General features: G+C 62.1%; 21 protein-coding genes. 6 read left to right on the forward strand and 15 right to left on the reverse strand.

The window, feature by feature from the left end; genetic code table 11:
* Window positions 1-46: 46 nt before the first annotated feature.
* From folB to folP, 6 genes are read left to right on the forward strand one after another with little or no spacing between them, the layout of a single operon-like run.
* Complete coding sequence (gene folB, locus EKM88_RS09590; RefSeq protein ID WP_125705600.1) at window positions 47-403, forward strand: dihydroneopterin aldolase; 357 nt, start codon at window positions 47-49, stop codon at window positions 401-403.
* Window positions 396-893, forward strand: coding sequence for a 2-amino-4-hydroxy-6-hydroxymethyldihydropteridine diphosphokinase (gene folK / locus EKM88_RS09595; protein WP_125705601.1), 498 nt, complete (start codon window positions 396-398; stop codon window positions 891-893). Before folB ends, folK begins: the two co-directional genes overlap by 8 nt.
* Window positions 886-1,458, forward strand: a complete 573-nt coding sequence (gene folE / locus EKM88_RS09600) for a GTP cyclohydrolase I FolE (protein ID WP_125705602.1) — start codon at window positions 886-888, stop codon at window positions 1,456-1,458. The genes folK and folE overlap by 8 nt, the downstream gene beginning before the upstream one ends.
* Window positions 1,445-2,698 carry a bifunctional folylpolyglutamate synthase/dihydrofolate synthase gene (locus tag EKM88_RS09605; protein WP_125705603.1) on the forward strand — a complete coding sequence of 418 codons (1,254 nt, stop codon included), beginning with the start codon at window positions 1,445-1,447 and terminating at the stop codon, window positions 2,696-2,698. The genes folE and EKM88_RS09605 overlap by 14 nt, the downstream gene beginning before the upstream one ends.
* Entirely contained in the window at window positions 2,691-3,257 is a 567-nt protein-coding gene (locus tag EKM88_RS09610; protein WP_125705605.1) for a non-canonical purine NTP pyrophosphatase, read from the forward strand. The genes EKM88_RS09605 and EKM88_RS09610 overlap by 8 nt, the downstream gene beginning before the upstream one ends.
* Entirely contained in the window at window positions 3,244-4,353 is a 1,110-nt protein-coding gene (gene folP / locus EKM88_RS09615; RefSeq protein WP_125705607.1) for a dihydropteroate synthase, read from the forward strand. The genes EKM88_RS09610 and folP overlap by 14 nt, the downstream gene beginning before the upstream one ends.
* Before the next feature lie 198 nt (window positions 4,354-4,551).
* Here the strand turns inward: folP and EKM88_RS09620 are convergent, their stop codons facing one another.
* The 15 genes from EKM88_RS09620 to EKM88_RS09690 all read right to left on the reverse strand — a co-directional run bounded on the left by EKM88_RS09620 (window position 4,552) and on the right by EKM88_RS09690 (window position 22,556).
* Window positions 4,552-5,310, reverse strand: a complete 759-nt coding sequence (locus tag EKM88_RS09620; protein WP_125705609.1) for an ABC transporter ATP-binding protein — start codon at window positions 5,308-5,310, stop codon at window positions 4,552-4,554.
* Window positions 5,303-6,202 carry an ABC transporter permease gene (locus EKM88_RS09625; RefSeq protein WP_125705611.1) on the reverse strand — a complete coding sequence of 300 codons (900 nt, stop codon included), beginning with the start codon at window positions 6,200-6,202 and terminating at the stop codon, window positions 5,303-5,305. The genes EKM88_RS09620 and EKM88_RS09625 overlap by 8 nt, the downstream gene beginning before the upstream one ends.
* Window position 6,203: 1 nt before the next feature.
* Window positions 6,204-7,202 carry a tryptophan ABC transporter substrate-binding protein gene (gene trpX, locus EKM88_RS09630; RefSeq protein WP_125705613.1) on the reverse strand — a complete coding sequence of 333 codons (999 nt, stop codon included), beginning with the start codon at window positions 7,200-7,202 and terminating at the stop codon, window positions 6,204-6,206.
* Between the two features lie 316 nt (window positions 7,203-7,518).
* Window positions 7,519-7,956: a hypothetical protein gene (locus tag EKM88_RS09635; RefSeq protein ID WP_125705615.1), complete on the reverse strand. Its 438-nt coding sequence runs from the start codon at window positions 7,954-7,956 to the stop codon at window positions 7,519-7,521.
* Window positions 7,957-8,093: 137 nt separating this feature from the next.
* Window positions 8,094-10,748 carry a cation-translocating P-type ATPase gene (locus EKM88_RS09640; protein ID WP_125705617.1) on the reverse strand — a complete coding sequence of 885 codons (2,655 nt, stop codon included), beginning with the start codon at window positions 10,746-10,748 and terminating at the stop codon, window positions 8,094-8,096.
* A gap of 194 nt (window positions 10,749-10,942) precedes the next feature.
* The gene (nadE, locus tag EKM88_RS09645; protein WP_125705619.1) at window positions 10,943-11,770 is read right to left on the reverse strand and encodes an ammonia-dependent NAD(+) synthetase; all 828 of its coding nucleotides are present in this window, start codon (window positions 11,768-11,770) and stop codon (window positions 10,943-10,945) included.
* Window positions 11,771-11,847: 77 nt separating this feature from the next.
* Window positions 11,848-13,308, reverse strand: coding sequence for a nicotinate phosphoribosyltransferase (locus tag EKM88_RS09650; protein ID WP_125705620.1), 1,461 nt, complete (start codon window positions 13,306-13,308; stop codon window positions 11,848-11,850).
* A 280-nt stretch (window positions 13,309-13,588) separates the two neighbouring features.
* Window positions 13,589-14,290 carry a GntR family transcriptional regulator gene (locus tag EKM88_RS09655; RefSeq protein ID WP_125705622.1) on the reverse strand — a complete coding sequence of 234 codons (702 nt, stop codon included), beginning with the start codon at window positions 14,288-14,290 and terminating at the stop codon, window positions 13,589-13,591.
* Window positions 14,291-14,391: 101 nt separating this feature from the next.
* Complete coding sequence (proC, locus tag EKM88_RS09660; protein ID WP_125705624.1) at window positions 14,392-15,189, reverse strand: pyrroline-5-carboxylate reductase; 798 nt, start codon at window positions 15,187-15,189, stop codon at window positions 14,392-14,394.
* Window positions 15,190-15,204: 15 nt separating this feature from the next.
* Complete coding sequence (locus tag EKM88_RS09665) at window positions 15,205-17,139, reverse strand: S9 family peptidase (RefSeq protein ID WP_125705625.1); 1,935 nt, start codon at window positions 17,137-17,139, stop codon at window positions 15,205-15,207.
* 134 nt (window positions 17,140-17,273) lie between these two features.
* Window positions 17,274-18,410 (reverse strand): glycoside hydrolase family 88 protein, encoded by a 1,137-nt coding sequence (locus EKM88_RS09670; protein ID WP_125705627.1) that lies wholly within the window; start codon window positions 18,408-18,410, stop codon window positions 17,274-17,276.
* Window positions 18,411-18,421: 11 nt separating this feature from the next.
* Window positions 18,422-19,252 (reverse strand): carbohydrate ABC transporter permease, encoded by an 831-nt coding sequence (locus EKM88_RS09675; protein ID WP_125705629.1) that lies wholly within the window; start codon window positions 19,250-19,252, stop codon window positions 18,422-18,424.
* Complete coding sequence (locus EKM88_RS09680; RefSeq protein ID WP_125705631.1) at window positions 19,242-20,129, reverse strand: carbohydrate ABC transporter permease; 888 nt, start codon at window positions 20,127-20,129, stop codon at window positions 19,242-19,244. The genes EKM88_RS09675 and EKM88_RS09680 overlap by 11 nt, the downstream gene beginning before the upstream one ends.
* 80 nt (window positions 20,130-20,209) lie before the next feature.
* Window positions 20,210-21,556: an ABC transporter substrate-binding protein gene (locus EKM88_RS09685; RefSeq protein ID WP_125705633.1), complete on the reverse strand. Its 1,347-nt coding sequence runs from the start codon at window positions 21,554-21,556 to the stop codon at window positions 20,210-20,212.
* A gap of 22 nt (window positions 21,557-21,578) precedes the next feature.
* Complete coding sequence (locus EKM88_RS09690; RefSeq protein WP_125705635.1) at window positions 21,579-22,556, reverse strand: LacI family DNA-binding transcriptional regulator; 978 nt, start codon at window positions 22,554-22,556, stop codon at window positions 21,579-21,581.
* Window positions 22,557-22,564: the final 8 nt, after the last annotated feature.

The following is a 22,564-nucleotide window of genomic DNA, read 5'->3' on the forward strand; positions in this document are numbered from 1 at the left end:
ACCAGAAGCGATAGTGTTCGCGATTATGAAAGAAAGTGAGCAATCCATGGGAATCATTCGAATCACCAACATGCAGTTTCACACGTACAATGGCGTCTACCCCGAGGAGCGCAAGCTCGGCCAACGCTTAGCCGTGGATGTCGCCTTGCGCCTGCCGATCGAGACACAGGTGCAACACGATGACCTGGCGGAAACGGTCAACTACGGCGCCGTTTACCGCGAGGTTGAGGCATTCGTGACCACACATTCGTACCAGCTGATCGAGATGCTGGCCAATCAGTTGCTCAAGCACCTGATGGCCACCTTCCCGGTCAGCGGGATCACGTTGAAGATCCGCAAGGGCGCGGTGCCGATCGCCGGCGTGTTTGACACGGTCGAAATCGAGGTCTCAACAGATGACTGACGCGTACATCGGGCTCGGCGCCAACCTCGGTGACCGCGCAGCGCACCTGGCCGAAGCGTTGCGCCTGCTGGGTCAGACGCCGGGCCTAACCGTCACCCGCACCTCTTTGGTGTACGAAACCGAGCCCGTGGGCGGCGTGCCGCAGGATGACTACCTGAACCAGGTGGTCGCGCTGACCACCACGCTACCGCCGCTTGCGCTGTTGAACCGGCTGCACGCGATCGAGGCCGCCCTGCACCGCCAGCGGATCGTGCGCTGGGGGCCGCGCACCGTGGACCTCGACCTACTGCTGTACGGCGACACGCACCTTGAGACGCCCACGCTGACGGTGCCGCACCCGGAGCTAGCCAATCGGCGCTTCGTGCTGGTACCGCTGCTGGAAGTCGCCAGCCCGGCGCTTGCGCCGCAGGTGCAGCAGTGGCTGGCGACCACGCCGGACACCCACTGGCTGCGCCCATACACCCCCGCAAAGGATGAGACACATGGATAAAACCCGCATTGAAAAAGCTGTCACCGAACTGCTTGCCGCAGTCGGTGAGGACCCGACGCGCCCAGGCCTGCTGGAAACGCCGGCGCGCGTGGCGCGCATGTACGAAGAAGTCTTTCACTCACTGGCCGCGCCGACGTTCACGGATTACAAGGCCTTCACGGTACCGGAGGACCCCGGCCTGGTGATGGTGCAACAGATCCCCTTCTACTCGATGTGCGAGCACCACCTCCTGCCGTTTTTCGGCCACGTCAGCATCGGCTACCTGCCTCGCGATCGGCGCATCATCGGCCTGAGCAAACTCTCGCGGCTCGTCGACTTCGTGGCGCGCCGCCCCAACGTGCAGGAGGCGCTGACGGCCCAGATCACCGCCGAGCTGGCCCGCGTTTTGGCTCCGCAAGGCATTGCGGTGGCGGTATCGGCGCGCCACCTGTGCATGGAGATGCGCGGCATCAACCGCGGCGACCTGTTCACCTACACCTCGCGCTACACCGGCGTGTTCCAGACGGATCTAGCGATGCGCACCGAATTCCAGCGCGAATTGAGGCACACCAATGGCAACCTATGAGCAACTGCGCGCCGCAATGGACCACGAGATGCGCGCCGCTGACCCAGCCCGTGTGTCGGCCCTGAAGGCGGCACTGGCGACGCTGGGCCACCCTGACCGCGCGTTTCGCATCATCCACCTTGCCGGCACGAACGGCAAAGGCTCGACTGGGGCCTTTTTAGCGGCGGCACTGACCCACGCCGGCGCTTTAGTCGGTCACTTTGCCAGCCCCCCGTTGGGCGGGGAGCTGAATCAAACCAAGCTGGCCGGGCGCGCCATCCCAGCCGCAACCTACGCGCAGACGCTGACTGCCATTCAGACGCAGCTCGGGGTCACTGGCGCAGCCTTCACCACCTTCGAATGGGACGTGCTGGTCAGCCTGCAGTGGTACGCCACGCAGCACGCCGACTGGGTGGTGCTGGAAGCCGGCTTGGGTGGCGCGACCGATGCGACGAATGCGATCGATGCGCCGGCACTGGCCATTTTCACCCACATCGCGCTGGACCACACCGCGATCCTCGGCCCCACTGTGACTGCGATCGCCCGCAACAAGGCCGCGATCATCAAACCCGGCACCACGGTCGTCATCGCGCCGCACCAGGAGCCGGCCGCGCGCGCTGTGCTCGCGGAAGCGGCGACGGTGCGCGGCGCCACAGCGGTCCGAAACGCGGCCACCATCACCGCCGCGATACAGGCCGCAACCTTTGCCGGCACCCAACTGACACTGGCCGGCCAGCCGGTCACACTGCGGATGCTCGGCGGCCACCAGATCGACAACGCGCGCACGGCCTGGGTCGCCGCGCAGGTCCTGGTGCAGTGGGGCGCCTTGCCCGACCTGACCCCGCTGGTGCACGCACTGGCTACCGTGCAGCTGCCGGGTCGGCTGCAACCGCTGGCCGACCCGCCGCACACCTTCATCGATGCCGGCCACAATCCCGATGCCCTCGCGCAGGTGCTGGCGACGCTGCGCCGCTTGATGGTGCCAGACGCACGGCTACTGGTGGTGGCAGGCTTTTTGGCGGACAAGGACACGACCACGCTGGCCCACCAGCTGGCAAGCGCGGACCGGGTGTGGGTCACGACGCCCACGCACCCGACCCGCGCGCTGAGCGGCGCGGCCCTGCAGACGTTGGTGCCCGGCAGTCAGCTGACCCCCTCCGTGCAAGCCGGTTTGGCGGCGGCAAGCGCGAGAGCCAAACCAACCGATGTCGTGCTGGTGACCGGCTCGTTTTACCTGATCGGGGGGCTGCTGAATGACTGATTTCATCTTTGCCAGCCACAACGCGGGCAAACTTGCCGAGGTGCAGGCGCTGTTGACCCGCTGGGGGCACACCGCCCACGCCTTTGACGGCGCCTTGCCCCCGGAAGGCACGGTGTCGCTGGCCGCGAACGCCTTAGCGAAGGCCCAGGCGGTTCACGCCGCTCTGCCCCGCGCGTGGGTGCTGGCGGACGACAGCGGGCTGTTTGCGCCTGCGCTACCGGGGCAGCTAGGCGTGCAGACGGCGCGCGAGCTGCCGCGCACCGGGACTAATCAGGCGCTGCTGGCCCTGCTGGCGGGCCACGACCGCCATGTCATTTTGACCAGCGCGATGGTACTGATCACGCCGGCAGGCACGACGACCACGGCGACCGGTCAGCTTCCCGCGCTGGTGGCTGACGCACCGCGAGGCATCCACAGCACCGGTTTTGACCGCGTGCTGGTGCCACTGGGCGCGACGCAAACTCTGGCCGAACTGCCCGCCGCCGAGCGCCTGCCCCAGCTGCCGCGCACCCGCGCCCTCACCCAACTACTAGGAGGCCTCACACATGCAGATCACTGAACTGACCCCACCTGCCGCGCCAACGCTGGGCGACCAGGCCCTGCGCGCCGCCGTGGCGCGCGACCGCAGCGTCCTGCTGCGCTTTGACATCAGCGCAACGGAAGCCGGCGCGCTCAGTCGGCTGTTCGCCCAGTTTGACCTGGTTCACACGGCCAACTCGGCGATCGTGCCGCTGACCGCGCTAGCACCGCTTGAACAAGCGCTAGCACGCCGTTGGCCGCAAGCCGCCGCGCAGGTAGCGGCGCTGCGCGAGGCCCATCGGGTGCTTTGGCAGGCCGGGCGCTTCACCTTTGACGTCACCGCCCGGCCGCTGCTGTACGGGATCTTGAACGTCTCACCGGATTCGTTTTACGACGGTGGGCGCTTCGTGGATCAAGCGGACATGAAGGCGCAAGTGGCGCAAATGGTGGCCGCAGGCGTCGACGTCATCGAGGTCGGCGGCCAAACCACCCGCCCGGGCTTCACCGCGATCACGCCGGCAGAGGAGCTCGCACGGATCGTGCCGGTACTTGAATTTCTGCGCGCCGAATACCGCGAACTGCCGCTGGCGGTGGACACGTACAAGCTACCGGTCATGACGGAGGCGCTGGCCCTGGGCGTCGACATCATCAACGACGTCAACGGCTTCACAGACGATCCGGGCAAGCTGGCGCTACTGGCCAACAGCTCGGCCGGATTGCTCACCATGCACAGCAACCGCGACAGCGAGTACACGGACCTCACCCACGAGATGCGCCAATTCTTCACGGCCAACCTGGCGGCGCTTGAGGCGGCCGGTATTGCGCGCGACCGCATCGCACTGGACCAAGGCATCGGCTATGCCAAGGTTGCAGACGGGCAGCAGGACTACGCTATGATGCGCAACCTCGACCAGCTCAATGACTTCCACCGCCCCTTGATGGTGGCCATTTCGCGCAAGGGCTTTGGCGCCCGCCTCTTTGGCCTCGCCAAAGACGACCGCCTGCCAGTCACGCTGGTCGCCGAGGCCGCCATGTTTCTTAAGGGCGGCAACATCCTGCGCGTGCATGACGTGACCGAAACCGCGCAGCTGATCAAAATGCTGCGGACCATCGAAACCGCCTACTGGGTCGGCTGACCCACACCAAGAGGCTGAGACAAAAAGCGGTTTTAGCCCAGAGTATAAGAGAGGCTCCCTGCAAAACCCGAACTTAGGTTTTGTAGGGAGCCTCTCTTATACGGCCAGGGCGTTGCTTTTTGTGTCGTACTATTCGGGAATAGTTGTGATTCATTCTTGGGCCGTTAATTATGTCTCGGTCTCTTTTTGGTCGGTCAATTAGCCGAAGTACTGCAACAAATCGGCGCGAGTCAGCTTCGCCTTGGCCGCCGCGTCGTAATCGGCGACAATGCGCCCGGCGTCCAGCACGATCAGGCGGTTGCCGTAGTTCAAGGCGTCTTCCATCTGGTGGGTGATCATCAGGCAGGTCAGCTGCTCGCGCGCCACGATCTCGGCCGTCAGGTGCATGATGGCCGCGCTGGTGTGCGGATCCAAGGCCGCGGTGTGCTCATCCAACAGCAGCAGCTCCGGCTTGCGCATCGTAGCCATTAACAGGCTCAGCGCCTGACGCTGGCCCCCGGACAGCTGCTCAGTCGGCTTGTTCAGCGCAAGCTCCAGCCCGTTGCCGGTTTGGGCCGCTAGCTGCTTGAACTCAGCCAGCTGGCGGTTCAGCTTGCGCGAGGCCAGAGTTAGCCGGGCGCCGCGCCGTGAGGCCAGCGCCAGGTTTTCGGCCACGGTCATCCGCGGGGCGGTGCCCATCTTCGGGTCCTGGAACACGCGGGCGATCAGCCGCGCGCGCTTTTCCGGGGATTCGCGCGAAATTTCCGTCCCGGCCAGGGTCACGGAACCGCCGGCCAGCGGAATGTCGCCGGTCACGGCGTTGAATAGCGTGGACTTGCCCGCCCCGTTGTTCCCCAGCAACGTGATGAAGTCGCCGGCGTGCACGGCCAAGTTGATGTCGGTCAAAAGCGCTTTGACTTCTTCCCCCACGGCCACGTTGACCTGAATGTCTTTGAGTGCCAGTTGTGTCTCAGCCATTAGCCTTCACCCCGTTTCGCAGCACCCGCTTGATGCGCAGGCGCGATTCGATCTGCGGCACCATGATGGCCACGGCCAGCACGATGGCGGAGATGATTTTCAAGTCATCCGGGTCAAACCCGAGCTTCAGCACGATCAGCAGCACGAAGCGGTACAACACGCTGCCGATCACGGTGGCCAGCAGGCGCTGGCTCAAGCTGAGCTGGCCGAACACGACCTCACCGATGATGATGGCCGCCAAGCCGATGACGATGACCCCGATGCCCATGTTGACATCAGCATAGCCGTTGTTTTGAGCGATCAGGCCGCCGGACAGGCCGATCAGGCCGTTACCCAGCACCAGGCCGAGCACTTGCTGGTGGGCCGGGTTGATGCCGAGGCTGCGGGCCATGGTCGGGTTATCCCCAGCCGCGATGAACGCCTGGCCCAGCTGCGTGTTCAAAAAAAGGATCAAGGCGATGACCACGATGGCACACACCACGGCCCCCACCACCACACTGTCCACGTACAGCGGCAGCGACTTCAGGAACGGATTGTCAAACAGGTTCGCCTGGTTCAACAATGAGAGGTTCGCGCGCCCCATGACGCGCAGGTTGATGGAAAACAGCCCGGTCATCACCAGGATCCCGGCCAACAGCACCGGAATGTGGCCCTTGGTCGACAGCAGGCCCGTGGTGAGCCCGGCGAGCATCCCCGCGAGCATCGCCATCAGCGTTGCCACCAGCGGGTGAATGCCGTGCGTGATGGCCGACACGGCCACCGCCGCGCCGAACGGGAACGTCCCTTCAACCGTCATATCCGGAAAATCGAGGATCCGAAACGTCAGGAACAGCCCGACCCCCAGTAATCCGTACAGTAATCCTTGCCCGATGGCAGATACGCCTAAATCCATCTTACTTGATGACCTCCCCAGTCTTTTGCGCTTCATCGATCACGCTTTGCGGGATCGTGATGCCCAGCTTCTTGGCCTGTTTCAGGTTGACGATCAGGTCCCCACTGGTTTCAAAATGAATCGGTGTGGTGGCCGGCTTCTTGCCCTTCAAGGCCGCTGCTACCATCTTACCAGTTGAGACGCCCAGGTGGTACTGGTTCAGCCCGATCGTGGCCAAGCCGCCGTCCTTGACCATGGTGTCCACGGTTGGGAACACCGGGATCTTTTTGGCGTCGGTGACCGCGACCAGCGTCTGCATCGCCCCGGCGATCGTGTTGTCGGTAGGAACGAACACGGCGTCGACCTGAGATGCCATCTGGCCCGCCACCTGGTTCAGGTCATTGGTGGAGCTGATGCCGAAGCGCTTGACGGTGAAGCCGTACTGGCCGGCTTTTTGTTCGACCATTTTGGCCTGCGTCTGCGCGGAATCATCACTCGACGTGGCGATCACCCCGAGCACCTTGGCGTCGGGCATCAGCTGGCGAATCAACTTCAGCTGCGCGTCAATCGGGGCCTGGTCGGACACCCCGGTGATGTTGCCGCCGGGGCGGGTGTTGCTCTTGACCAGCTTAGCGCTCTTGGGGTCGGTGATGGCGCCCAGGATGATCGGCGTCTTCTTCGTCGCGTTGGCCAGCGCCTGAGCAGCCGGCGTTGCGATGCCGACCACGACATCCGCGTTTTCATCAACGAAGCGCTCAGACATGGTCTTCATGTTGCTCTGATCGTTTTCCGCGTTCTGGAAATCGATCTTCACGTTCTTGCCCACCGTGTAGCCGGCGTCCTTCAAGCCGGCGATGATGCCCTTGTGGATCTGGTCCAGGGCCGGGTGGCTCATCATCTGCAAAATGCCGACGGTGGGCACGGCCTTTTTGGCTGGTGCTTTTTGGTTGTTGGTGCTGACGAAGTAGCCGATGCCGATAAAAGCGAGTAATGCCACGATAACTGCGATCATACGTTTCATAATGTGAATCCCCCTGAATGGTTGTGTGTGTGATGGAACAAAAAACGGCAGGTTCCCACGGTGCGCGGAAATCTGCCGTAAAACACAAACGCCCGCATAGCCCCAGTATGGGTGCCTATGCGGACGAGATGGAAGCCAACATAGACACAACCTGCGCGTCTGGCAGGTTGTGTCGCGACAACCTACCTACTGTTGGCTTTGCCAGCTTTTGATGACAGTAGATAAACGATTGATCATGTCTGCTTCCTCCTCGAAGTTTTCTTGTATCTAACAATAAGGCGCCAAGGCGCGGTTGTCAAACCCTTTTTGATTTTTTTTAGGCCAGCGCCGAAATCTTTTGCAGGTGCTTCATCAGCTTCGCCGTTGCCGTGTCCTGGGCCGTCTCCGCCGCATCAAACGCGGCGGTGTCCAGATCAGCCGGCGCAGCCCCAAGACTGGCGGTCATGGCCTGGCACCCCGCGACAAACTCGGCGTACGCACCCGCCAACAGCTTGTGGTTGCCCATCAGCCGCGCCGGGGCCACCACACCGTTCAGCTGCTGCCCCAGCGCCTCATACTGCGCCGTGCCCGCTGCGAACGCCGCCTTGGTCGCCGTATAGTCGGCCGGATCAAGAGCCGCGACAGTGGCCGCATCGATGGCCTGAAGCAGGGTCTCAAATTTCGGGCTCATGGTCGACTGAATGTCCTCGGTGGTCGTGATGACCTGGTTGACCAGCTGGCCGTAGTGCACCATCTTGAGTTGATTTTTGTTCATGTGCATCCTCCGTTTGCGCCGGCCGCCAGCCCCATCAGGGGTGGTGCATCAAGGCGCTGAATTGGTGAGCGGTCAGGGGTCCTGCCGCTACAAATAAAAGCCCACCGGTCTCCCAGTGGGCCACTAAGGCTAGTTTACTAGTTTTTGCGTTGACGTAACACCCATTTGACGATTTCGACGATCACGATGATCGCCACTCCGGCGCCCAGCACGGTCAGCCACTGGTGCCAATCCAGGCTGGTCACGTGGAACAACCCGTTGAAGCCCGGCACGAGGATCGTGGCGGCCAGCAGGATGAAGGAGGCCAGAATTGCCCAGTTAAAGGCCTTGTTGCGGAAGAAGCCGACCTTGAACAGGCTCTGGTGCACGGACTTGACGTTGAAGGCATGGAACAGCTGGATCAGCCCCAGCGTCGCGTACGCCATGGTCAGCGCATCGGCGTGGATCTCGCCACTGCCGGTGTGCACTGGCCAGGTGATACCGATGAAGTACACGCCAAGCGTCAGCGCACCTTCCAGGAGCCCCTGCCAGATCACCGCCGGGCCAACGCCGCCGGAGAAGAAATTCGACTTGCGCCCGCGCGGTTTCTGGTTCATGATGCCCGGTTCAGTCGGCTCGACCCCCAGCGCGATCGCCGGGAAGGTGTCGGTGACCAGGTTGATCCACAGGATGTGCACCGGCGCGAGCAGGTCCCATCCCAGCATCGTCATCATGAACAGCGTCAGCACTTCGCCGAGGTTAGCCGACAGCAGGTACTGGATACTCTTTTGAATATTGGAGAACACCTTGCGGCCCTCTTCCACCGCGATCACGATGGTGGAGAAGTTGTCGTCGGCCAGCACCATGTCGGATGCCCCCTTGGACACTTCCGTCCCGGTGATCCCCATGCCGATGCCGATATCGGCGGCCTTGAGGGCCGGTGCGTCGTTCACCCCGTCCCCGGTCATCGCGACCACCTTGCCGCGCTTTTGCCAGGCGTTGACGATGCGCACCTTGTGTTCCGGCGCCACGCGCGCGTAGACGCTGTACTTGGTCACGTTGCGGTTGAATTCCTCATCGGACTGCTGGTCCAACTGCGCCCCGGTGATGACCGCGGCATCGTCGCCGGCATCGATGATCCCCAGCCGCACCGCAATCGCCTCGGCGGTGTCCTGGTGGTCCCCGGTGATCATCATCGGGCGAATGCCGGCCGCCTTCGCTTCGGCAACGGCCGCTGCGGCTTCCGGTCGCTCAGGGTCGATCATCCCGACCAAGCCAGCGAAAATCAGGTCGGCCTCGATGGTGTCCGAATCCACCTCTTCCGGCACTTCCGGGATCTGGCGGTAGGCCATCATCAGCACGCGCAGGGCCTGCTTGGCCATCGCCGTGTTTTCGGCCAAAATGGTGTCGCGGTCCGCCGCCGTGAGCGGTCGTACCGTGTCGCCGTCAACGATGCGCGTCACGCGGCGAAGCAGCTGATCCGGCGCCCCTTTGGTAGCCACAAGAAAACCGCCCTGCGGCAACTGGTGGATCGTTGACATCAGCTTACGCTCGGAGTCAAACGGCACCTCGGCCACCCGCGGTTCGCCGGTCAGCTTGGCCTTGAGCGCGAAGTCGTGCTTTTGACCGTAAGCGACCAGCGCTGTTTCGGTCGGGTCGCCGAGCATCGTGCCATCGGCCTGGATCTTAGTGTCGTTGGCGAAGTTCATGATGGTCATCAGCGGGTTGCCGCCGGTGATGCCGGCCGTAGCATCGTGCAGCTGCCCGTCATAGTACACCTTTTCGACGGTCATCTTGTTTTGCGTCAGCGTCCCGGTTTTGTCGGAGGCGATGATGTCCGTGGAGCCCAGCGTCTCAACAGCCGGCAGCTTGCGCACCAAGGCGTTACGCTTGGCCATTTTCTGCGTGCCCAGCGCTAGGATGATCGTGACGATGGCGGGCAGGCCTTCCGGGATCGCAGCCACGGCCAGCGAAATCGCGGTCAAAAACATCTCCGGTAGGCTGGCGGCACCGCGCCACAGGCCAACGCCAAAGACGATGGCCGCGATCACCAGGATCATCAGCGTCAGCGTCTTGCCCAGCGCCTTCAGGTTCTCCTGCAGCGGCGTCGTGGTTTCGTCCGCCGCGTTGATCATACCGGCGATGCGCCCGACCTCGGTTGCCATCCCCGTCGCCACCACCACGCCGACCCCGCGGCCGTACGTGATGTTGGCGTTCATGAAGGCCATGTTGGTGCGGTCACCGATGCCGACGTCGCCGTCTGTCAGTGCCGCAGTGGTTTTCTCCACCGGGACGGATTCCCCGGTCAGCGCGGATTCCTCGCTTTTCAGGTTGGCGGATTCGACCAGTCGCAGGTCAGCTGGCACCACATCACCCGCCTCCAGCAGCACCACATCACCGACCACCAAGTCGGAGCTAGGAATGGTGGCCACGTTGCCGCCGCGACGCACGTGGGCGTTCGGCGTAGCCATTTTCTGCAGCGCGTCGATGGCCTCCTCCGCCTTGCTTTCCTGGAACACGCCAAACATGGCGTTCAGGATCACCACGGCGAGGATGATGCCGGCATCGGCCCACTCATGCACCACAAACCCAGCGATCAGTGCCGCCACCAGCAGCACCACGATCATGAAGTCCTTGAACTGATCCAAGAAGCGCTGGGCCAGCGTTTTCTTCTCCCCCTTGGCGAGGGCGTTGGGGCCGTTTTTGGCCAGGCGGGTCTTCGCCTCAGCCGGGCTCAGGCCCGTGGCGAGGTCGGTGTGCACCGCGTCAAGCGTTTCACGCGTGGTTCTTGAATATGCAGGTCGTTCGGTCAAATTGATTCCTCCTTTGGCGAATAGCGGGGGTAAAAAAAGAGACCCATGGCCGCCCAAATAGGGCAGCTCATAAGTCTCACTAATTAAGGCAGCACCAGAATATTCGCCTAGCTGGTGATACTGCCGCGGCCGCGCCGCTAGTTACTCCCTTATGTCTACGATAACAGTATACCGAGTCGCCGACCGTTTCGCAACTATTCCCAGAACGTATCAAACACGGTGATCGGCAAATGCCGTTTGTGCGCGGATTTTTGGTACCACGCCTCGATCTTCGCCGCGGCCGGTTCCGCCACCGGCCGGCCCTCCAGGTAGTCGTCGATGTCGGTGTAGGTCACACCGAGGGCGACCTCATCGGGCAGCGCCGGGCGGTCCTCCTCAAGGTCCGCGGTCGGCGTTTTTTCGTACAGGTGCTTGGGCGCCCCGAGCACCGCAAGCATCGCCGCGCCCTGCCGCTTGTCCAGCCGCGCCAGCGGGGTCACATCCGCGCCGCCGTCACCGAACTTGGTGTAAAACCCGGTGATGGCCTCCGCCGCGTGGTCGGTGCCGATGACGACCCCGGCGCGGGCGCCGGCGATCGCGTACTGGGCGATCATACGGGCGCGCGCTTTGATGTTGCCCTTGTTGAAGTCGGTGATGGTGGCACCGGTGTCGGTGACCGCCGCCACCATCGCGTCAACGCTGGCCTTGATGTTCACGCGCGCGGTTTCGTCCGCCTGCATGAAGTCGATGGCTGCCATCGCATCCGCCTCGTCCGCCTGCTCACCGTAAGGCAGGCGCACCGCAATGAAGCGGTAGGCCGCGTCGCCAGTTTCGGCGCGCAGCTCCATCATCGCCTGTTCCGCCAGGCACCCGGCCAACGTCGAGTCCTGCCCGCCGGAAATGCCGAGCACGTAGGTTTTCAGTCCCGGGTAGTGGCGGATGTAACGCTTGAGAAACGTCACGCTTCGCCGAATTTCTGCTGCTGGGTCAATGTCCGGCTGCACCTTCAAATCCGCAATAATCTGTTGTTGCATCGCTCGCATTCGCTTTCCTCCGTTGTTCACTGATCGCCGCCGGCCGCCAAGTCAAAAACCGCCCCACAAGCAGGCGGCTTTTGGTGTTACAGTTTGCCCTTGGCGACCTTGGCCTTGATGTGCTTGATCAGGTTCATCTTGTTGTCCCAGGCGGCCTGCGACAGGTCAACCGGGTACTCCTGCGGATTCAAGACACGGGTGTACTCGTCCCAGAGACTGTCGACACTGTGCATGCAGAACTCGCGGATAGCGGTCAGACTTGGCAGTTGGTACACCTGCACCCCGGCACTGAAAATGTCCTGAAGCACCGGCCGGGCGTCGAAGTCGGTGACGGTTTTGTTGATGTAGGTGTAGCTCGGGTGGAACATGTACAGCTCCTGCAGCCCGGCAATGTCTTCATCCGCAAGGCTGACGTAGTCTCCTTCGGACTTGCCGTTGGTGTGCCGCGTGATGCGCCACACCTGCTTTTTGCCTGGCGTCGACACCTTCTCGGCGTTGCTGGACAGCTTGATGGTGTCCACCATTTCACCGTTATCGTCTTCGATAGCCACAAGCTTGTACACCGCGCCAAGCGCCGGGTGGTCATAAGCGGTGATGACCTTTGTGCCCACGCCCCAGGTGTCGATCTTGGCGCCTTGCATCTTCAGGTTCTGGATGGTGTGCTCATCCAGGTCGTTGGACGCAACGATCTTGGTCTCAGTGAAGCCGGCCTCATCCAGCTGCTGGCGCACGCGCTTGGAGATGTACGCCATGTCGCCGGAGTCGATGCGCACACCCTGGAAGTTGATGCGATCGCCCATTTCCTTGGCCACACGAATGGCGGCCGGCACGCCGGAGCGCAGGGTATCATAGGTGTCCACAAGGAAAACGACATCGCGGTTGGCCTCCGCGTACGCCTTGAAGGCGGCGTAGTCATCGCGATAGGCCTGCACCAGCGCATGGGCGTGGGTGCCGGAGATCGGAATACCGAACAGCTTGCCGGCGCGGACGTTGGAGGTCGCGTTGAAGCCGCCGATGAACGCCGCTCGGGTGCCCCAGATCGCCGCCTCAGTTTCCTGCGCGCGCCGGGTCCCGAACTCCATCAGCGGATCCTGGCCGACCACGGCGCGGATGCGGGCCGCCTTCGTGGCCACGAGCGTCTGATAGTTGATGATGTTCAGCACGGCAGTTTCGATCAGCTGCCCCTGCGCCAGCGGCCCTTCCACCTGAAAAATTGGCTCGTGGTTGAACACGAGGTCGCCTTCAACGGCGGAGCGCACGCTACACGTGAACTTGAAGTCACGCAGGTAGTCGAGAAATGCGGCCGGCCACGGCGTCGTTTCCCGCAGGTACGCCAGGTCGCTTTCAGAGAAGGTCAGGTGCTTGAGGTAGTCCACCACGTGCTCAAGCCCGGCAAACACGGCAAAACCGCTGCCGAACGGCAAATCGCGGAAGTAGACTTCAAACACCGCGTTCTTCTCGGCGATCCCCTGCTGCCAGTAGGTGTACATCATGTTCAACTCGTAAAAATCTGTATGAAGGACTAAGCTGTCATCTTCATAGGCCATGCGCTTTTTCTCCTTTATCGACGCCGAAGCGCCGCCGTTGTCGCCCAACTGAGTGGGCGTGTGATTAGATCAACTTGGAGAATATTATACCAGAAAACCAGCGGTGGCTCCCAGTTTGACCCCAACTATCGCAATGAAAACGTCACCATGAGCCGTTATGCGGCCCAATCCGCGTTTGCGCCTTGAGCCAGACTGACCCACCCCGGCGCCCGCTCAACACCCGCTTTTAGGCAAAAAAAAGAAACCGAGACATTTGGCTGATGTCCCGGTTTCGCCCGCACTAGCGTTCCAGATAAAACTCAAAGCGCTCCCCCACGTACTGAGTGCGCACGTACTCGAACGGCCGCCCGTCTTGCAGCAGCGAGATCTGCCGCAGGCGCAGGATCGCCTCACCGCGCTTGATCTCCAGGTAGTCAGCGATGCGCTCGGACGCCAGCTGAGCGCTGACGGTTTGAGTCGCGCCGCCCATGTGGTAGCCGCCCTTCTTCTCCAGCGTGTGGTAAAAGGACTTGGTGACTTCGCTCTTGGAGAAGTCGCGCACCAAGTCGTAGGGCACGGTGGCCACTTCAAAGCTGATCGGGACGGCGTCGGCGTAGCGGATCCGCTCCATGCGCAACACCTGCGCCCCATCCGGCAGCTGCAACTTCTCGCTTTCGGACAGCGAGGGCTTGGCCACGTGGTACGAAATGGTTTTGCTCGACGGCTTTTTGCCTTGGGCGATCATGATGTCGGTGAAGCTGGTCACGCCGGAGACTTTCTCCTGCACTTTGCGGTTCGCGACATAGGTGCCGGCCCCGATCCGCCGTTCGAGGATCCCTTCGTCAACCAGCGTTTGAATCGCCTGGCGAAGCGTCATGCGGGAGACGTTGAAGGTGACCGCCAAGTCGCGCTCGCTCGGGATCCGATCCCCGATCTGCCACTTGCCTGCCTCAATGTCTTGTCGGATCTGGTTATGAATTTGGATATAGACTGGAGATTCCACCGCGTGACGTCCTTTCTCTGCTGCTGTTTGCGTAACTGGACCAATTAGCTTTAGTTTAAATGGTATAGACCAAAAATGCAAGCCCTGTCACAAAAAAGTTGCTAGTCTTCCTGGTCCTTGGCGATGGTCGCGTCCACCCCGGCCACCACAGCCGGCATGAAGCCCGCCGCTTCCATCGCCAAAAGACCGGCCACCGTGGTGCCACCGGGGCTGGACACCTTATCGATCAGGTCAAACGGGCTCCCGTCACTCTGCAGCACCATTGCCCCGCTTCCCAGCACCGCCTGTGCCGCGATCCGGGTCGCCGCGGCCTTGGTCAGCCCATACTTGACCCCCGCCCGCGACAGCGCGTCGATGAACAGGTAGACGAACGCTGGGCTGGAGCCGGACAGCGCCACGAAGGTGGAGAAGTGCGCCTCTTCCAGTGCGATCGTCTCGCCCAGCGCCGCAAACAGGTCGATCACGTGTGGCAACACTGCGGCCGCCGCCGGGTTGGCCGCATACGCCGTCATTCCCGCATTGATGGCCACGTTCAGGTTGGGCATCGTACGCACCAGCGGGTAATCCTTGGTGCCGAGGTACCCCTCGATCTGCAGCAGCGACACGCCGCTCATCAGCGATACCAGCGGCGTCTGCTGTGCCATCAAGGTCGGCTTGAGCTCGTCGATCACATCGCTGGCCAAGCGCGGCTTGACCGCCAGGATCACGAGCTCCGCCTGCTCGACCACCGCCACATTGCTGAAGGCCGTGCGCACCCCGGTTTTGGCCGCGTAGGCCTCATAGTGCGCCGCGGTGCCGCCGTGAATGATGATGTCCGTTGGCGCCAGCGCCTTGGCTTTGAGTAACCCGTCGATAATCGCTTGGGCCATGTTGCCGGCCCCGATAAACCCTAGTTTCATCTCAGTGTCCTCCTGTTATTGGTGCTGGTCAAACCAGCTCAGAATCTCGTTCAGCCGCGCCAGCCGCAGGTTCGGCAGACCCGAGCGCGACAGCTCGTGGGTGCTTTGCGGGAAGCGCACAAAGCGCGTTTCCACGCCGTGCAGCAGGAGCCCCATGTAAAACTCCTCCCCCTGGCCGATCGGGCAGCGCAGGTCGTTTTCACTGTGCAGCACGAGCGTCGGCGTCGTCACCGCCGCAATGTACTTGAGCGGCGAAAAATCCCAGAGTCGCGCAACGTCGGCCGTGTCGCCGGCCCACTGACCGGCCAGCTCCCACGGCGTGAAGTAGTAGCCGATGTCGCTGGTGCCGTAGAAGCTGAGCCAGTTGGCGATCGAGCGCTGCGTGGCCCCCGCCTTGAAGCGGTCGGTGTGGGTAACGATCCAGTTGGTCATGAAGCCGCCGTAAGAGCCGCCGGTGACGTACAGATGGGCCGCGTCCGCCTGCGGATCCATGGCCAGCACCTCATCCACGCCTTGCATCAGGTCGGCAAAGTCGCCTTGACCGTAGTGCCCAATGACCGCCGCCTCGAACGCCTCACCGTAGCCCTGGCCGCCGCGCGGGTTCATCGTGATGACCCCGTACCCGCGGCTTGCCAGCAGCTGCATTTCATGGAAGAACGTGTTGCCGTAGCCGACCGCCGGCCCCCCATGCACATCCAACACAACCGGATGCTTGCCGCTGGTTTGCGGCCGGTAGTACCAGCCCTCAAGGGTGAAATCCGCCCGCTCAAAGCTGAAGTGTTCAGGCGTCACCAAGTCGTGCGTGCGCACGTACTGGGCGTTGGGGTCGACCAAAAGCGTTTCCGCCAGCGTGATCAGGTCCAGCACCTTCAGCTGGCTCGGCTGCGTGAACGTCGATTCCGTGAACAGCACACTGCGCCCGTCGGGGGTCAGCGACCAGTCAGTGATGTGGCGCGCCCCGCCGAGAATGACCGCCAGTGGCTCATTAGGCCCCCCTGCGTAAAGGCTGAACTGCCCGTGGTCAAACCCGGTAGTCAAATAGTAATCCGTGGTGGCAAAGGCCGCGATCCGGTGGCTCAGCCCCTGCTGGACATCGCCGGTGAGCGCGCCGTTGACGGCCAGATCCAGTGGTGCCGTCACATCCTGGAACGCGCCAGTGGCGCGATCGTAATGCCACAAGTGATCTTGCGCGACGTTGGGGGCGTGGTTATCCGTCCCGTACACCAGCAGCTGCTGGCCGTCCTGGGCAAACGCCACCCCGCTGAAGCTACCCGCCGGCACACTGGTGGTGACCGGCGTCAGCGCCCCGGTGGCGAGGTCCAACAGGCTGCAGGTGTCGCCGAAGTCGCTGGGGTCGGCCGGGTGCGTGGCCTGACTGATCGCCGCCACATCCCCGGCCGGTGCCACCGCCGTCAGCTCGATCGGCTGGTCGCTGGTGAACACCACCCGGCCCGTTTTGGCCGTCACGCTTTGGCGCTTGATCCAATAGGTCAGCCCCTCCGGCAACAAGCCCGCTCCATTGAGTTTGTACCGCGCCTGCGTCACGACCACCGGCGCCGGTCGCTCGGCCTTGGCTGGCACCGAATGCGTCGCATAGACCAATGCGGCCTGACCCCAGAAGAACGCGGTCACCCCGGCCGCCTCCCGCGTGAGTTGCCGGGCGCTGCCGCCGGTCACTGCCTGCAGAAAAATCTGGGGGTGCTTCGTGTCGTCCTGGCTGAGAAACGCGAGCCACTGGCCATCCGCGCTCAGCTGCGGCGCATGGTCATGGTGCTGATCGGCACCAAACACCGTCCGCCGCCGCGTGGTGCGATCGAGCTGCACGATCCGGCTGTAGTAAGCGTTGTCCGCCTCATCCAGCCAGTTTTCCTGGTAAAACACTGCCGCGCCCACGCCCACCGGCTGACTGAGTGTCTTGAGCTTAAAGAGATCCGTTGCCTGTACCTTCATCGAATCCGCCTCCTGTGTGCGGTTGGGCCGCACTTTTCTCCAGCCTAGCCGAATGACTGAGGCAAGTCAATGCACAGCTGGCGCTCAGGTGCCCAGCAAAAAACGCTGACCAGATTCGGCCAGCGTTGGGGTGGTCATTCTTTGGGTGGCAGCGCCCACACGGTGAACGTGTGCCCGGTCAGCTTCATCAGCACCTCCAGATAGAAGTGATCCGCGTAAACGATGGTTTGGTTCTCCTCACCGCGCCCTTCGTCGTGGTACTGACCGGTCGTGCCGGGCACGATGCCATCGCGCGCAGGATCAAAGTCCAGCTGCGGGAGCAAGGCCGTCACCAGCCGCCGGGCCGCGACTTTGTACCGTGGCGTGTTCGTCAAGTGCGCAAGGTCCAGCAGCCCACTGGCCGCGATCAGCGCGGCGGAGTTGTCACGCGCCGTGGTCGCCGGGGCGGCAAAGTCCGCCGGGATCAGCCACTGGTGCGCCTCGGCTTGGCCGATGAAGTAGTCGGCGACGCGCTGCGCCATGGCGAGGTAGCGGACGAAGCCGGTTTGCGCATAGGCCATGGCAAACCCGTACAGCGCCCAGCCCTGCCCTCGCGTCCACGCAGACTCAGGCGCAAAGCCCTGGCCCTGCGGATGGCCGGCCACGGCGCCGGTGGCGGGATCAAACGCGACAATGTGGTAGACGCTCCCATCCGCGCGCACCTGGTGGCGCATCACGGTGTCGGCGTGGGCGATCGCGATGTTGGCGAAGCGCGGGTCACCGATCGTCCGACTAGCCCAAAACAGGAGGTTCAGGTTCATCATGCTGTCGATGATCACCCAGCCAGCACGCCCGGGTTGGTTCCAGCAACGAAAGAACTGGCCGGCCGGGTTGTAGCGCCCCGCCAGCACGGTTGCCCCGAGCAGCGCGCGTTCGCGCGCCTGCGGGTCGCGGGTCAGCCGGTAATCGCTGACGGCGGTTTGTAGCGTCACAAACCCGACATCGTGATCGATGGCCGAGAAGTGCTGGTACCGCGTCATCAGACGCTCCTCGTGGGCGCGCGCCAGCGCGCGGAAGCGGTCGTCCGGGTGCAGGCTATCCAGCGCCCAGAGCATCCCGGCAAAAAAGCCATTGGTCCACCACACCGCATCGGTGCCTGCGTCGGCCACATATCGGCCTTCGGTGGCAATGTATGGGATCTTGCCGTCCAAGCGCCCCATTTCCGCCGTCAGTTTTGCGACAACGCGGTCGAGCTGGTCCTCTGGGGTGAGCGGTGGTTGTTGTGTTGCCATACGTCTCCCCCTCACTTGATCGCCTGACCGACGTTATTGGACTGAAACTTCTTTTGCAACAACATGTACAGGATCACGATCGGGACCACACTGGTGGCCAAAACTGCCATCAGCGCGCCGTATTTGAGCGGCTTGTACGTGTTTTGGGTCATGTTCTGGATGATCAGCGGCACGGTGTACTTCTCCGGGTCGTTCAAGATGATCAGCGGGAACAGGTAGGCGTTCCAGTACCCCATGAAGGTCAACAGGCCGGTGGTCAAAATCGCGGGCTCCAGCACCGGCACGGCGATGCGCCAGAAGATCTGCGCCTCACTGGCCCCATCAATGCGCGCCGACTCCATCAGCTCACTGGGGAAGTCCAGGGCGTACTGCCGCATCATGAACACCGCTGTGGTCGAGGCCACACTGGGCAGAATGACCCCGGTGTACGTGTTGGTCAGCCCCATCCCGGACAGAATGTAAAACGTCGGGATGATCAGCGCAAACTGCGGCACCATCCGCGCCAGCATCACGGCATAGAAGATCAGCGTGCCACCGGCAAAGCGGTACTTGGCCAGCACATAGCCGGCCAGGGTGGTGACCAGCATCGACACCAGCGTGCCCACCACGGTGATCAGAATCGAGTTGCCGAGGACGCGGAGGTAGTTGTAGTCCTTTTGCACCTCGGCTAAGTTCTTCAGAAAGTCGGCGCCAAACCCGAAGAAGGGGTTGGGCCCGAGGATGACCTCGTTTTTTTGCGTCGCCGCCAGCAGCATATAAACATACGGCAGAATGAAAACGAGCAGGCCGATCCCCAGCACCAGATACAGCGCCGTGCGCGTGATGCGACGTTTACTTTGCATGCTTGCGTCCTCCCAGGATGAATTGGCCCAGCGACAGCCCCACCGCGACGATCACCATGGTCCACGCGATGGCCGAGGCCTTCCCGAAGTTGACCAGCTCAAAACTGGTCTTGTAGAGGTTGACCCCCACGGTGACGGCCGCGTTTTCCGGTCCGTAGCTGTTTTGAAACAGGATGTTCGGCGCTTCAAAGGCGCCAAGCCCGTTGATCGTGCTCAGGATCATCGCCAGCAGCACCACCGGCTTCAGCAGCGGAATGGTGATGCTGAAAAACTGGCGAATTTTGCTGGCCCCATCGATCTCGGCACTTTCGTAGACCTCACTGGAGATGTTTTGCAGGCCGGCCAGAAACATCACCGTGTAAAACCCCACGTTGAGCCAGACCATGACGATGATGATCGAGATCTGCGACCAAAACGGATCCGTCAACCAGTTGATCGGCTTGGCGCCCATCATCGTGACGATCCGGTTGAACAGACCTTGTGGGTTGTAGAAGGTCAGAAACACCGAGGCGACCGCCACCACCGACGTGACCGCCGGAAGGTAGTACACGGTGCGGAAGAACCCACGACCGTGAATGTGAGGCTGATTCAGCAAAACCGCCAGGATCAAGGCCAAGAACACCGTCACGGGGATCGAGCCCGCCATGAAGATGAAGGTGTTCAGGTAAGCCTTGGCAAACAGCGGGTCCCGAAAGACGCTGATGTAGTTTTCCAGCCCGACGAACTGGATCTGCTCGCCAATGCTGGCGAAGCTGAAATAAAGCGAGATGAGCGTGGGGATCAGCAGCGTGATGATGAAGAAGAGCAGAAACGGGCTGATCATCACCCACGCGGCCCGCGAGTAATTCGAGACCCCTTTTTTCGTGTGATGTGTCATTCTCAATTCCTCCAATTGCCAGCGCCAACAAGAAAGGCCGGGAATTGTTCCCCGGCCTCGGTTGTCACGTCAGCGCCGTGTTACTGCACCACTTTGATGCTGTACTTGGCCGCAAACTTCGCCGCTTGATCCGCCAGGGCGGTCTTCGGGGCGGTGCCATTCTTTTGAATTTCATAACTGGCGGCAGCCAGGTAGGTGTCCAGATCAGCCGTATACGGGAACGCGTACCCCGTGATGCTGGCCTTGGTGATCGTGTTCATTTCCTGCAGGATCTTCTGGCCACCGTAGTAGTCGAAGGTCTGGTTGGCCAGCGTTGACGTGTAGGCCGTGGTGTTCGCCGGCAGCCCCGTCAGCTTCAGGTATTCATCCAAGGAATCCTTGTTGGTCAGCACGAAGCTGATGAACTGCATCGCAGCGACCGGGTTCTTAGCCTTCTTAGCCACGTACCAAGACGAGCCCCCACTCATCGGGGACACCGGCTTGTCGCTGGCGTTCACCAGCGGAAGCGGGGCGATCCGCCAGTCCCCTTTGCCACTCGTGTAGGTGGTTTGCTGCATCGCGGCGAACCAGCCCCCGGCTTGGATCATGCCGCTTTCTTGCCCAATTTTCAGGTAATCGGCCGTGTTGCCGTAGGACACGATGTCGGCATCTTGGATCTTCTTCAAAATCGCGTAGGCTTCCAGCACCTTGGCGTTGGTGATATCAACGTTCCCATCCTTGTCGATCAAGGTGGCGCCGAGCTCCATGGCGATGTTCTTGACCGTGTCAAGCTCCCCGGTGTCGCGCATGTACAGCAGGTTCTTGCCGGTTTGGGCCTTCAGGGTCTTACCGGCCGCGATCAGGTCATCCCAGGTCTTCACCTGGCTCATGTCCACCCCAGCCTGCTTGAACAGCGTGGCGTTGTAGAACATCATGCTGGTGCCCCAGTCGTTCGGGAACCCGTAGACCTTCTTGTTCGGCGCGATCGTCTTGGCGTAGCTCATCTTGGCCGGGTAAAAGTCCTTGCCGTACTGGCCGATAAAGCCAAAGTCCTGCGACGCGTAGAAGCTATCCTGGAACTTTGCCAGAATGGAGCCCGCGTTGCTGTCTTGCAACATGATCAGATCCGGCATCGTCTGCTTTGCGACCAGCATCGGGGTGATCTTTTGCACCATCGGCACAGCCGGCGCCACATCGGTGGTCTTGAGCGTCAAGCTCGTGCCGTACTTCTTGTTGTAAAGCGTCAGTGCGTTCTTCAACCAATCGGTGTTCTTACCCGCCGGCACATACGCGGTCAGCGTGCCCGTCTTCACCCGTGCCGTTTTGAGCGTCGGCGCGCTGCTCGACGTGCTGTTGCTACCGGAGGAACTGGACTTGCCGCCACACGCCACCAGCACCAGCGCGGCCAAAGCGGTCAGCGTCACCATCACCATTGACTTGATTTTCATCTTTTACCATCCTCACTTCAGTTTAATCACGCTTGCGAATCGAATGTCGGTCGATCAACGTTGCGGGGATCAACCGGTGCTGTCCGTCCTGCGCCCCCCGTGGCGCCAGGCGAACCGCCTCATACACCGCCAAGACCGTGTTGGCCCAGGCAGTCGGATCAAAGCCTATTGTGGTGAGTCCCGGCAGGGCGTACGCCCCTGCCAGCAAATTATCGAAACCGATGACGGAGAGGTCCTGCCCAACGCGCAGCCCGGCTTCGAACGCCGCGCGATAAACCCCCAGCGCCATCGCATCGTTCAAGCAGATGAACGCATCGTACTGCTTCACCAGCGTGTGGCTCACGTCATACGCCTGAGTGATCGAGAAGTCCGCGGGGACCACCCGCGCGTCAAAGTTGGTTTGTGGAAACGCGTCTTCGAAGGTGGCGCGCAGTGTATTCAAGCGCTGCGCACTGTTCACGGACGCGCGCCGACCGGCCAAGACGCAAAGCCGCCGGTGGACCGAGGCCTGCATCGCCTGCCACGCCAGCTTCATGCCGCCGACGTTATCGCCGACGACACACGCCCCTGGCCCGGCTGCGGTACCCGCCAAAAACACGGTCGGTAAGCCCAGTGCCAAGATCTCCGCTTGCCGGGTGGCGTCTAGCGTCAGATCCAAGACGATCAGGCCGTCGAATAAGTCTGAGCGTAACAGTTCTGGTACCAGCCGGTCCGTGACCAGCAACTGGTACCCGGTTTGGATAAATGCGGCTTCGATCCGCGCGATCAGCTGGGTGGTCACATCCGCCTGATAGGAATCCACCAGCGCACACACGAGCTTCGAGGTGCGCGTCGCCAGGATCTGGGCCGACAGGTGCGGGGTGTAGTTCAGCGATGCGGCGATCGCCAGGATCCGCTGCCGCGTCGCTTCGCTGACCCCTTCCTGACCGTTTAACGCGTATGAGACAGTTGCAACTGAGACACCAGCGCGCGCCGCGATGTCTTTGAGATTTGGTTTCATGTGCACAT

Origin of the sequence: Lacticaseibacillus daqingensis, from assembly GCF_003946115.1 — a bacterium.
GTDB classification, from domain to species: domain Bacteria; phylum Bacillota; class Bacilli; order Lactobacillales; family Lactobacillaceae; genus Lacticaseibacillus; species Lacticaseibacillus daqingensis.